Raw genomic sequence first — 12,085 nt, forward strand, 5'->3', positions numbered from 1 at the left:
TCCTGATGACTATGCGGACGCCACGCCAAAATTTTCCAGCAACTTTTGTTTTAAATATTCGGTCGAAAAATCGATTTTGATTTCTACCCACATCGGTAGATGATCTGACATTTGGAATGTCTTCCAGTTTTTATAATTAAGCGTTCCCGAGATGAATGGTTTGTAAATCTCGCTCTCAGACTCCTTGAAAACATATTGAAAAAAATCGAAAATACCTGCTCTGTCTTTAGACCGGAAACGATTGTCATCTACTTTCAATGCAATCTGATCATAAAATTTATTTTTATCCGCGTTACTGCCGGGGATTTCATCTTTTGTCAGCGCGGCCGGAACCTTAAACCCTGCATCGGTTAAAGCCTTCATCGTCGCATCGCTTCGCTTGAAGATATTGAAATCGCCCAGAACAATCCAATTGGGCGTACTGGCAGTTTTCTCCTCGCTCCGTTTTTTGATAAATCCGGCGACATCAATAATTTCCTGCAGTCGCCTTGGATCTTCGGCGACAGAGTCTCCATAATATATATGTACAGTCGCCAAAACGAAATCCGTCCAGCCGGATTTAAATCCACACATAAAAGGCGTTCTCGAAAACTGCACACTCTTTGGCGGAAGGACGATTTCCCCTGTCAGACCGCTGAGCTTGACTTTTCGGGTATCAAATACAAAGGCCATCCGTTCCATATTCCCTCCCCCTTTCGAATCGGAAACATCTGTAAAAACACATTGCCAGTCGCTACCCAGTATCCGCAGAACCTGGTTAATTGCGCTTAGATCATCGCGTACTTCCTGTACAGCGACCAGATCAAAAGCCGCGATAATTTCGGCAATGTAAAAGTAGGTATCCAAAAGTCTTTCCCCACCTTTGTTTTTAGGTCCAAATTCACGGATATTCCAGGTTGCCAACAGAAGGCTCTCGTTCTGACTACGCTCCGGAATCTTCTCCTTCGCGAACCCATCCCGCAGGCTGATCAGACCTTGTATAATCCGAATGCGGTCTTCTTTTTTAAGTCGGTCCATCGCGGTTTCTATCGGGCTGGCAATGACAAGATCTTTGTAAAAAGGCATGGCTAAAATTGGTTAACGACTTATGGTGCCCGGATGGTCCGGATCATAAATTTACCATTCCATAGTCACATTCAGGTTATTCAACTTATAAAGTTACTATCCGGCAATGGTATCGGATCAGGTCCATGAACTGTATTTCAGCACTAATGATACCCTCCGGCAGCATCGGCCAAATGAAGCGCAGAAAATCAATGAAAAATCCTTCAGTTTCAAAACCTTAAATTTGCAGTCAGTCAATAAGGAACAGAATCTATCAAAATGGCGGGATATATTTTCAGAATTATTGATAAAAAAGTCTTACAAATCACGGTTCAGAAAAGAATTTTACCCAACTAACGATCTTTATTTATATACGAATTTTCTAAAAAAAGTCGATATGAGAAAATCGCCGAGAATCCCGAACCGGAAGATCCTATATTCATAAGAAAAATTTTATAAGTAATTGTGTGTTTAATTCGATTTGTCCCCTGCTCAAAACCGATAATGGCATTTTCAACCGAAATGAGGCTGCATTGGAAATTCATAAAAACCGGAACCATTTTTTATACCGATCGTTATATTAAAAATTACCAGAATTTCGGACAGAAAGTTGCAGGAACGAATATTTGACTGATCTATGCGCTTTGAAATCAACTTAGAAAAGATCTATGCGCATCATTTGTGATAATTGAAGTTCATTTACAAGGAAGTTAAATCTATTTTTTTTGTAATTAATATAACGATCGTTATTTTTTTAATCATGGACTATAAAGTTTTTGGACAAAAATCGGGAGTTCATGTCTCTACCTTAGCGCCAGGTACTGGAAACTTCGGAACCGTCTGGCCATTTGGGGCATCAAAAGAGGCAAAAACTGTTTTCGACCGTTATGCCGAAGCTCGCGGAAATTACATCGATACCGCCGATGCCTATCAAGGTGGTCGATCAGAGACTTATCCGGGAGATGTTCTTACCAGTGAGCGCGACAACTTTGTTATCCCTTCGTTACCATCATCAGCCCCCGTAATTTGAAACAATTGGAAGATAATCTCGGCACGCTTGATCTTACGTTGAACGCGGAGCAGGTTAAAAGTTTAAATGAAGCAAGTAAAATCAGCCTCGATTCACCGCACAAGATTATTTTCGCGTCTAAAAATAATAAAAATGTCCTGCAGCCTGCTCCCATTTGACTGCGATTTCTTAAATCCACGAAATGTGTCAGCAATCCCTGATTTTGTGTCAAAGCCACTGCCAGGACCCGCGGTACCTTTGTAGTGTATTAAAACGATAAACAAAATGTCAAAAATAATTTTAATTACCGGTGCCTCACGTGGTTTTGGTAAACTTTGGGCAAAAGCACTTTTAGAACGTGGAGATAAAGTAGCAGCAACGGCGAGAAATACAGAAGATCTTAGTGATCTGGTAGCCGAATTCGGTAATGCAGTTTTTCCGGTTGAGCTTGATGTCAATAACCGGGAAGCGTGTTTTGCTGCGGTTGAGAAAACGAAGACACAGTTCGGCCGCATCGATGTCGTGATCAATAACGCGGGTTTCGGTTTGTTCGGTGCGATAGAAGAGACAACAGAGAAGCAGGCCCGGGACCAAATGGAGACCAATTTTTTTGGGCTTCTCTGGATTACCCAGGCGGTCCTTCCGGTGATGAGAGAGCAGAGAAACGGGCACATCATCCAGGTTTCCAGTTTTCTGGGACTTGTTTCGCTTCCCGTCCTGGGACTTTACAATGCATCAAAGTATGCGGTTAACGGTTTAAGCGAAACGCTGGCGAGTGAAGTAAAAGATTTTGGTATAAAAGTAAGTTTAATTGAGCCCAACGGATTCTCAACCGACTGGGCCGGAGCGTCAGCTTTTCAGACCGAGCCAAACGAGGCTTACGGGCCGGTTAAAAAAGCATTTTTTGAAAATGCTACACCCGATTCATGGGGAAAACCGGAATCCACGGCTGGTGCTGTTTTACAATTAATTGATTCAGAAAATCCTCCGCTGCATTTTTTATTAGGTAAAGTTGCCTATCCTGCTGTAAAACAAGTCTATCATCAGCGTCTGAATGAGTTTGAAACCTGGAAAGAAATCTCGGCCCAGGCGCATGGCCACTAACCAATTTTATTTTGAAATACGACAGTGCAATCTACATTTCTAAACATGTTGATTGTACTGTTATTCTTTGAATATTACATTAGTCCACCATATGAAACACTATAAAAATTTGAGTGAGCTGCACCGCGAAAACGGAATGCCACCGGCTGAAAATCCATTATTCAGTATTTACCAATGCAATAAAGTCTGCACGCTTGGGGACCGTGCCTTCACAAGCGACTTTTATATGATCGGATTTAAAAAACTAAAATCAGGCGTGATCCTTTATGGCCGCACGAGATACGATCATGATTGCGGGTCTATGATGTTTGTCAGGCCGCGTCAGATCATTGAAATGAAGAATCTCCATCTGGATGAAGACGGATTTCTTCTGTTCATTCACGAAGACTTTTTAAATGGTCATAATCTTCACACGGAAATCAGGAAATATCACTATTTTGATTACGAAACTAACGAGGCGCTGCATCTTTCTCCGAAAGAAGAAGGTACCGTCTGGGATCTGTACCGAAAAATTGAGAGCGAATACTATAACAATCAGGACGAATACAGCCGTGAAATTATATTGGCAAATGTTGATACGCTACTAAAATATGCGCAGCGTTATTACAAAAGACAATTTATAAATCGGTCAGAAATATCCGGCAGAACAGTCAGTAAATTCATTTCCGAAATGGACTCCTATGTTTCAAATGGTTTACTCGCCAGCAAAGGCCTTCCATCTGTTCAGTATATGGCAGAAAAGCTGAATATTTCACCTGGCTATTTATCGGATGTCTTAAAGCAGGAAAGTGGAAAAACTGCGCTTGAACATATCCACATTTATTTGATGTCCGAAGCAAAAAATCTTCTGTTGTCAGAAAATAAAACAGTGTCAGAAATCGCATATGCAATGGGATTTGATAACCTTTCCTATTTTTCCAGACTCTTCAAAAAGGAGGTCGGCATGACGCCTGTTCTATTTAAAAGACAATCTTTTAACTGAAAATATATCAAACCTTTTTATTTTGCACAACCTACTCAGGGTATAAACATCCTGGTTTACCGATACCGATCATCTGACTGATATTCTTCAATTTCTTTTAACATTTCCATGGATTGAATTACCGGGTCCCATTCCTTACCTCTAAAGATATAGCGAAACCACTTTTTACTCCGGTTCTCATAATTTATGTTGACGAAAAACCAGATAGCTAAAATGACAAATATGGTCGTAATTGAAAGCTGGATCATTAGCCAAAAAGGATTTTCAAACATTCTTTCGCTAATGCTGAATGTGGACCAGACAGGTGCGTGCAAAAACATTAATCGTGCTATCAATAACGTAGAACTCTTCAATCTCGCCAGCCGGTATTGAGTCTTGAAAAGAGGCTCGCTGATATCAGTCTGATAAATCAACACAACCTGGTAAATGTAGATTCCGATTACCACTGTGATTGTCACGACATGTATAAATATTGAAATCCAGAAAAAGGGACTTGCGAAAGAATAAGTCCGATACAATACAATACTTAGAAAAGTGGCCCACATCAGACTTGCAGCAATAATAAAAATCTTCATTGGAGCCATGGAACCTAACAGCGATTTGATTCGGATCAATGTGATCGCCGCCGCATTTTGACGGTTTAAAATAAGGCTGTCGTGAAGTCTTTTGTCGAACGAACGCCACAGCGCGACAAGCTCAGAATCTTCCATGCTTATAAATTTTTCAGGGTTGCGAATTTTTGTCTTAATTGTTCTTTGATTCTGGAAAGCCTGGTAGAAACATTGGAAGATGTTATACCAATGATTTCCGCAATTTGCTGCTGACTTCGCTCTTCCAGGTATAGCAAAATGAGCGCCCGGTCAAGTTCTTTTAATTCTCTGATAAACCTGTAAAGCACGGCTAGTTCGGAATCTTGTTCCAGAGGTTGGTCGTCTGTAACCAAACTCAATATATCTGCGCTCAACGGCTGATTTAATTTGTCCCGGGTCGTCTCTTTTCTATAAAAAGAAATTGATACATTCAGCGCTATCCGGTACATCCAGGTCGTTATCATAAACTGACCGTTGTATTTTGGGAAGGCGAGCCACAGCTGTAAAATAATTTCCTGAATGAGATCCTTTCGGTTTTCATTGTCACGGCAATAGGCATTCGCTACTTTGTATATAATGCCTTTGTTAGCCTCAATTACATTTAGAAAACTGGCGGTATCTCTTGGAAAAAACATTCGGCTGTTCGTCTTGAGATTAAGAATCGATTATGTTTGTTACAGTCAATTATTCGCAGCTCTGACTCGAATGTCACATAAAACAGAGATTTATTTGAAATTTATATCTGTAAGATACCCGACCGCCAATCTTCCCATTGATGAATTATAACCCAAAAGTGCTCGTCCGGCAAGACAAGTTTGCCCGCACCCAGGCGATGAAGTGCAGCTTAATTTAGCTGAACTTTTACATACCAATCCTCCGGGTGAACGGAGGCAATTTTTAATTTACGGCTTTACTTTTTATTTATTTATTTATTTAAAAAGTCATTTCCCGAAAAACTCCCCGAAATGCCACAAAATTCCAGACGGATCATGAAGAAAACATTCGCTGCCCCAGGATTCGCTTCGGATCGGAAGCAGTCGAACGTTCTTGTACTTCGCGGTTAAATCAAGTGAAACGAGCTTTTGCCAGAACGATCCCACATCTTCAACTTCCAGAAAAATCATTGTATTGTCTATCCAGTCCTTGACAGATGCATTTTGCAGATAAAATCCCAAATTTGAAGTTTTAAATAAGGACATATCTGGCGTCAAAATCACTTCCTGAAAGCCGAGGTCCCGGTAAAAGCTTCGAGACAATTCAAAATCATTAGCACCTATAAAAGGCCTTATGGATACTGCTGTATATTCCATATTTCTACGCTTTAAAATTTAAATTCAAAATCAAAGTTAGGCTGTTACACCAATTTCACCACTTGATTCCGATCAAGAAATATGCTATCCTCTGGTGATCTTTTCCCTGACCCTGCTTAGTGTCTCCGGAGATATTTTCAGGTAAGAAGCAATCATCCTTAGTGGGAATAATTGAACCAATTGAGGCCTCGTTTTCAGTACGAATTGATATTTCTCCATCGGCGTCATCGCATGGTCAAAAAATTGAAGCCTTGATACAGCTCCTTCTAAAATCCTGTTTAACTGCAAAAATGCCAATGATTTTCCGGTGAGATAATGTATAACATCAAGACTCACTTCCAAAACAATACTTTCTGTAAAGGCTTCGATAAATAACTCGGAAGGCTTTTGACCGGTGAGGCTCGCGTGATTAAAAAACCATTCATTTGAAATGTTCAGCTCAATAATCTCACGTTCGTGTTCAATGTTGTGTCGATATTGAAAAACTGCCCCTTCGACAATAAACGAAACTGATTTTGCGACTTGCCCTTCTCTCAACAAAACTTCCTTTTTCCCAACCTGACGTAAGCTGATGGATTTTTCAAACAATTCTATTTCGTAGTCGCTGTATGTCCCGGTTGACAGTAGAATTTTTTCAAACATAAATCAGACTCAAATATAATCAGGAATGGAAAAATATTGGAAAAAGTATTGCTATGCTTTCAAACATGGAAATAGGCCATTTTGTTGTACTATATGATAATCGACTGCATTAATCCGGACGCATTGCAGCCTTAAAAACCTGAATATCCTTTTCAGTAGGCGGATAAATTTCAGAGATTTCTTCTCCGTTCATTGTGTAGGGTCTTGTAAAGATTTTGGCCCTTACCGGCTTGTTATGCTTTTGTGCAGACCTGATCATGTTAATGTATCGCTCACTGTTTTTAATTTTCAAGTCTAAATAAAAGACTCTGGCGCTGGGGTAAAGCGCCACAAGTGCAGTATCATTTTTGACATGTCGAAGCTCAGGCAAAACAGGCCCGGTATCGTAGGTTGCGCCTTCCTTTTCGGGAGTACCAACAACGTAGTCGTTTCTCTGACATGCGCTAAAAAATATCAGTATACTGAAAAAAAGAAAATATTTCATGGCTATACTTTCAAGGGTTTCACGTTTCACTCAAATTAAAATATTTGTACCCGAAAAACAAAGATTTGCCGACTTTCAGAAACAAAATTCAAAAAACACCATTGTAAAAAACTCCTCGTCGCATATACATTTTAACCAACTAAATTTTTCTGGGCAGTACCCCGATCGATATATTTTTTGATTGAATCAGAATTATACAAGGCTTAACTGCATAGATACATTTTAACAAAAGCTCAGATGAAATAGCTTTGAAATTCGGTTTTTAATTAATCTGCAAACTATTTTTCGCTATCTATGACGACTCAAAACGTTACTTACAAATATCAGGAAGTGAACGGTCTGAATATATTTTACCGGCAGGCCGGCGATCCTTTAAAACATACCCTGGTGCTTCTCCACGGGTTTCCGACCTCATCGCATATGTATCGGGAAGTCCTTCGCGAACTGTCAGATGAGTATCACCTGATAGCTCCCGACTATCCGGGTTTTGGAAACAGCGACTTTCCGTCGCCCGATAGTTTCCAATACACTTTTGATAATTTGGCAAACGTGATAGATCTTTTTCTGGAAAGTCTGAATATTTCCAGCTACACACTAATGATCCAGGATTACGGAGCTCCGATCGGGTACCGCATCGCAACAGCTCATCCTGAAAGAATTAAAGCCTTGATCGTTCAGAATGGGAATGCATATGAAGAAGGCCTGAGTGAGGGTTTTGCAGAATCGCGGAAATTCTGGCAGAACCGCACACTGGAAACAGAAATGCCTATGAAGGCCATGTTTACGCTGGAAAGCATTCAGTGGCAATACACTTTCGGTGCTAAAAATCCCGAAACAATCAGTCCCGATAACTGGAACCTGGACTATGCAAAACTTTCCAGGCCGGGAAATGAGCGCATGCAACTTGACCTGCTTTATGATTATCAAAATAACATAAAGCGCTATGCTCAGTGGCAAAAATATCTGAGGGACAATCTGCCGCCGGTGCTCATAACCTGGGGTACAAACGATCCATTTTTTCCGGAACCAGGTGCAAAGGCATATCTTAGGGATGTTCCGGACGCAGCAATTTATCTTTACGAAACAGGACACTTTGCTCTTGAAGAAGCATCACAACAGATCATTGAAAATATCAGAACGTTTATGCAAAAAATATTGGTGACAGCATGAAATCTTGCTGTTTCAGTGGATCTTACGACTAAGCAAAAAAAAAAGAGTGCCAAAGTTAAACAATGGCACTCTTTGCTTTTACAAAGCTATTTTTTCCAAAGTCTTTTGCTTGTTTTGCTATTCGGAAACTTCCCGAAGGAATTCGATCACCCCGTTCATGTAAAGCTGCTGCTGATCGTACATGCTCAAATGACTTCCCTCGTCGCAGTACAGGTATTTCCCGTCGGCTACCTGGCGGCTCATCCATCGGATATGACCAGGATCCATCTCGTCATACCTGGCTCCAATCATCAGCGCAGGAACCTTAATCTGTTTTAAACGGGTGGATATATCCCAGTCTTTCAGACTACCCACGATCCCAAATTCACTCGGTCCCTGCATAGCCATATAGTATGGCTGGTTAAGTTTCCCAAGCGTTCTGGTAAAAGGTTCGGGCCACTGCTGCACGGGGATACGACACACAAACTGACTGTAAAAATGCTGGGTCACCAAAGCCGAATACCTCGGATTGGTGTAATCTCCCCGTACCGAAAGCATGTTTATGCTGTCCAGTGCAGCAGCAGGGATTTGTTTGACCAGCACATCCTGAATATAACGGTTAAACTCCTTACCGCTCGCACACATGTTTGAGACGATAAGTGCTTTAACATGCTTTTGATATTTCAGCGCATATTCCATCGCAAGCACCCCCCCCCAGGAATGCCCAAAAAGATAAAAATTCTCTTTGCCCAGACCAAGCGCAGCACGAACCTGTTCGAGTTCCTCAACAGCGCTCTTCACCGTGAACCGGGTTGTATCCGAAGATTTATCCGAGTTACCAGAGCCCAACTCGTCGTAATAATAAAATTCAATTCCTTCCTTTGGAAAAAAACTTTCAAACACCTCCAGATAATCATGCGGAAATCCCGGGCCTCCGGCCAACAGTAAAACCTTAATTTCAGGATTGTTTCCAATCCGCTTTGTCCAAACCTTAAAAGTACCCGAAGATGTTTTGACCGGAATCATTCTGACACCTGCGGTTTGAATTTTCGCAGTGTCCAGGCCGTAATATTCTGATAAATTCTCACGAGCCCCTTTGCCCGTACATGACACAACAGCTACGGCTGATAAAATAAACAGATAATTGATTTTTGCTTTAAAATAGATTTTTAGTTTTTCCGGAAAAGCTTTCATATTGTCTTCAAAATTGTTTTCGCAAAACTGCCGCCAACGAACTTAAAAAGCATTCACCCAGGGTAATAAATACGGATGCTTTCCAAAGGTCATTTACTCTTTCCCGGACCTAAGCCAACGCCCTTTTTACTGAGCCTTGCCCTGATCCTGCTGAGGGACTGTGGCGTAATGTTCAGATACGTTGCAATGTGATAATTCGAGAACAAGTCAAGCAAATAGGGCTCATCCCTTAATAACTGTTCGTAACGCTCGGTGGCAGAAAAAATTAACAAGGTGGCAATTCGATTGTAAGCCATGATCAGGCTTTTCTCATTCAGTTTTGCAATCCAGGTTTCCAAGATATCTGAACCCTCAGTCAGCAACTCAATTTGTCGTTTTGTAAAATGTATAGCTATGATTTCCGAGGTAGCCTGAATGGAAAGATCCGATGGACGATCCGATAAGAAACTGCGGTAATCGACTGCAAAAATATTCTTAACCTGCGCATCCGGACTGTTAAAATGAAAAAACCAGGTTGTAGTTTTTCCTTTGGTATCTGTGAAATATGATACTCCGCGCCCTTCGACAATAAAGTAGACATCGTTGCATACCTGGCCGTTGTTTAAAAACAGCTCCCCCCTGGCTACCCTGACAAGCCTGCAATGACGGCTGATAAATAATCTTGTATCGTCATCAAGTTCAACTTCATTACCGATAAAATCAAAAAAACTGTCTAGGTATTCATTCATTATTTAATGGCGGCAGCTTTTAAAATAATCTCAGCTACCTTTTCAGGCTTTGACAGCATAACCACATGACTTGCAGGAATGTGAAAAACAGTTGCATGAATTTTAGCGGCCATTTCACCTTCCAACTTGGGAGAAATGATCTGATCATTGTCCGAAACAATGTAAAAAGTTGGCTTACTTTTCCATGCAGGATTTGACACCTTAGCGCCCAATGCACTCACGTGAAGCCGCCCCTGCCCGGCCGCGATCAGCCTCGCCTGCTGCGCCGGCAAATCTTGTGCGAAGTACTTTACGATGGTTTCTTCTTTCAGCCTGATATAGCCGTCAGAAACGATAGGATCTGCAAAACCAGGTACATTTGGTATTTTCCTGACTTCGTAGGCATCTTTACTGATGCTTTCGAGGCTTTGGTCCTGATCCAATGCGTAAGCAGCGATATAGACCAAAGCCTTGACTTTTTCTGCGTTTCCAGCCTGAGAAATGACAACACCTCCCCAGGAATGACCAACCAAAATTACACTCCCCTTTGCTTCATTAATCGCCCGCTCCACAAAGGCAACATCATCTTGCAGGGAAGTAAGTGGATTTTGAACAGCGATAGTTTGGTAGCCTTGTTTTTGTAAAATGGGTATCACATTGTTCCAGCTCGAACCGTCTGCGAACGCACCATGCACCAGAATTATCGTAGGTTTATCATCCTGTTGATAGAATAAATTAAAATTAAAATCTTTTGCAAATCCGTTCAGCGAAACATGGAGTGAAAGAAATACGATACAGGCAAGGCAAGCCCTAATTTGTCTTTTTGGTTTCATAAGATTTTTGATTTTTAAAGGAGTTTTTAATGAACTTGGACCTACGGAATGTTACTTATCAGCAGACATTATATCTAAACTATGGTATATAAACGCAGAAAAAAATAAGGCAACACGGCAGGAATTACATGGCGATCCTCTTGACGCTTTGGCATCAGCTGGGGCATCTCTTTCGGTATGTTGTAAAATTGCAACCACAGCCCATTTTGAAAAACTTGCTAAAATGAGCCAGATCATCAAATCCTAATTTGTAGGCAACAGTCTTCATATTGACGTCTTGAAGAAGCGCCATCCGTTTCGCCTGCAGTAACAAACGGCTTCGGATATTTGCACTGACCGACTTTCCGGTTTCCTGCTTGACTACATAATTCAGATAATTCGGGGTAACAGCTAATTGATCGGCGTACTCGCTCACTTTCTTGTTGACATGATACCGCCTTTCGAGTAGGTCAAAAAATTTCTTTGCCAATGTTGCCATATCGGCTTTGAATGAAGTGCGCAGCACAGTTGACTGCTGTCTGATCAAATAGATCAAAACGATCCTGAGATATCCCGATAAAACCTCTGTTTTCTGACTGTGGGAAGTCGACAGTTCGCAGCCTATACACTGGAAAACCCTCATCAGCGTCATTTTCGTGGTCGTATCGACATCAAATAACCGGGAAGTGCCAAAGGTCCCGCTAGGAAATGGCGACTCAGAATCTGCCCAGACCACATTCAACGGAAAGCGGACCGAAAAACCTTCCAGCCCGACGGCTGAGCCAATGTAAAAAGCCTGGCCGGGTGCAAGCAAAAGGATCATTCCTTCCGACACGGAATAATTTTCCATATCCAGCAGAAGCTGAAAACTTCCTTTCGTAACCCAGATAATCTCACCAATCTGCTCCTGTCCGGGTTTGGATACGGAAAAATTTTCAGCGTTAAGCATTTTTATTTCGAAAGGCTCATTATGTCCATAAGTGATGGGCAGAGGCAGCCTGAGTGCCTGATCTTCAAAGAAATTAAGGTTTTTCATAAGAATCACGTTACCAATGGTT

The 12,085-nt window shown here is 41.4% G+C and carries 14 protein-coding genes; 4 read left to right on the plus strand and 10 right to left on the minus strand.

Annotated features, from left to right (window positions below):
- Window positions 1-9: 9 nt before the first annotated feature.
- Entirely contained in the window at window positions 10-1,065 is a 1,056-nt protein-coding gene (locus BMY70_RS21725; RefSeq protein WP_218148665.1) for an endonuclease/exonuclease/phosphatase family protein, read from the minus strand.
- Between the two features lie 667 nt (window positions 1,066-1,732).
- Between BMY70_RS21725 and BMY70_RS21735 the strand changes: the two genes are divergently transcribed.
- The 3 genes from BMY70_RS21735 (at window position 1,733) to BMY70_RS21745 (ending at window position 4,139) form a co-directional block, all read left to right on the plus strand.
- Window positions 1,733-2,074, plus strand: coding sequence for an aldo/keto reductase (locus BMY70_RS21735; protein WP_090338410.1), 342 nt, complete (start codon window positions 1,733-1,735; stop codon window positions 2,072-2,074).
- A gap of 264 nt (window positions 2,075-2,338) precedes the next feature.
- Window positions 2,339-3,157, plus strand: coding sequence for an SDR family NAD(P)-dependent oxidoreductase (locus BMY70_RS21740; protein WP_090338411.1), 819 nt, complete (start codon window positions 2,339-2,341; stop codon window positions 3,155-3,157).
- Window positions 3,158-3,248: 91 nt separating this feature from the next.
- Window positions 3,249-4,139 (plus strand): helix-turn-helix domain-containing protein, encoded by an 891-nt coding sequence (locus tag BMY70_RS21745; RefSeq protein WP_090338412.1) that lies wholly within the window; start codon window positions 3,249-3,251, stop codon window positions 4,137-4,139.
- A 56-nt stretch (window positions 4,140-4,195) separates the two neighbouring features.
- Here the strand turns inward: BMY70_RS21745 and BMY70_RS21750 are convergent, their stop codons facing one another.
- The 5 genes from BMY70_RS21750 to BMY70_RS21770 form a co-directional block, all read right to left on the minus strand.
- Window positions 4,196-4,849 (minus strand): hypothetical protein, encoded by a 654-nt coding sequence (locus BMY70_RS21750; protein ID WP_177197105.1) that lies wholly within the window; start codon window positions 4,847-4,849, stop codon window positions 4,196-4,198.
- Between the two features lie 2 nt (window positions 4,850-4,851).
- A complete protein-coding gene (locus BMY70_RS21755) occupies window positions 4,852-5,364 on the minus strand; it encodes an RNA polymerase sigma factor (protein ID WP_090338413.1) in 513 nt (170 codons plus the stop codon).
- A 306-nt stretch (window positions 5,365-5,670) separates the two neighbouring features.
- On the minus strand, window positions 5,671-6,039 hold the full coding sequence (locus tag BMY70_RS21760; protein ID WP_090338414.1) for a VOC family protein: 369 nt from the start codon (window positions 6,037-6,039) through the stop codon (window positions 5,671-5,673).
- A gap of 84 nt (window positions 6,040-6,123) precedes the next feature.
- Window positions 6,124-6,681 carry a Crp/Fnr family transcriptional regulator gene (locus tag BMY70_RS21765; protein ID WP_090338415.1) on the minus strand — a complete coding sequence of 186 codons (558 nt, stop codon included), beginning with the start codon at window positions 6,679-6,681 and terminating at the stop codon, window positions 6,124-6,126.
- Between the two features lie 109 nt (window positions 6,682-6,790).
- The gene (locus BMY70_RS21770; protein WP_090338416.1) at window positions 6,791-7,165 is read right to left on the minus strand and encodes a hypothetical protein; all 375 of its coding nucleotides are present in this window, start codon (window positions 7,163-7,165) and stop codon (window positions 6,791-6,793) included.
- A gap of 294 nt (window positions 7,166-7,459) precedes the next feature.
- Between BMY70_RS21770 and BMY70_RS21780 the strand changes: the two genes are divergently transcribed.
- Window positions 7,460-8,335 (plus strand): alpha/beta fold hydrolase, encoded by an 876-nt coding sequence (locus tag BMY70_RS21780; protein WP_090338418.1) that lies wholly within the window; start codon window positions 7,460-7,462, stop codon window positions 8,333-8,335.
- A 117-nt stretch (window positions 8,336-8,452) separates the two neighbouring features.
- On the opposite strand, the gene BMY70_RS21785 is transcribed toward BMY70_RS21780, so the two are convergent.
- From BMY70_RS21785 to BMY70_RS21800, 4 genes are all read right to left on the minus strand, one after another.
- On the minus strand, window positions 8,453-9,508 hold the full coding sequence (locus tag BMY70_RS21785) for a proline iminopeptidase-family hydrolase (protein ID WP_090338419.1): 1,056 nt from the start codon (window positions 9,506-9,508) through the stop codon (window positions 8,453-8,455).
- A gap of 89 nt (window positions 9,509-9,597) precedes the next feature.
- Window positions 9,598-10,236, minus strand: coding sequence for a Crp/Fnr family transcriptional regulator (locus tag BMY70_RS21790; RefSeq protein ID WP_090338420.1), 639 nt, complete (start codon window positions 10,234-10,236; stop codon window positions 9,598-9,600).
- Window positions 10,236-11,048 (minus strand): alpha/beta fold hydrolase, encoded by an 813-nt coding sequence (locus BMY70_RS21795; RefSeq protein ID WP_090338421.1) that lies wholly within the window; start codon window positions 11,046-11,048, stop codon window positions 10,236-10,238. Before BMY70_RS21795 ends, BMY70_RS21790 begins: the two co-directional genes overlap by 1 nt.
- Window positions 11,049-11,202: 154 nt before the next feature.
- On the minus strand, window positions 11,203-12,063 hold the full coding sequence (locus tag BMY70_RS21800; protein WP_229209721.1) for a helix-turn-helix transcriptional regulator: 861 nt from the start codon (window positions 12,061-12,063) through the stop codon (window positions 11,203-11,205).
- Window positions 12,064-12,085: the final 22 nt, after the last annotated feature.

Source organism: Dyadobacter koreensis, assembly GCF_900108855.1.
GTDB classification, from domain to species: domain Bacteria; phylum Bacteroidota; class Bacteroidia; order Cytophagales; family Spirosomataceae; genus Dyadobacter; species Dyadobacter koreensis.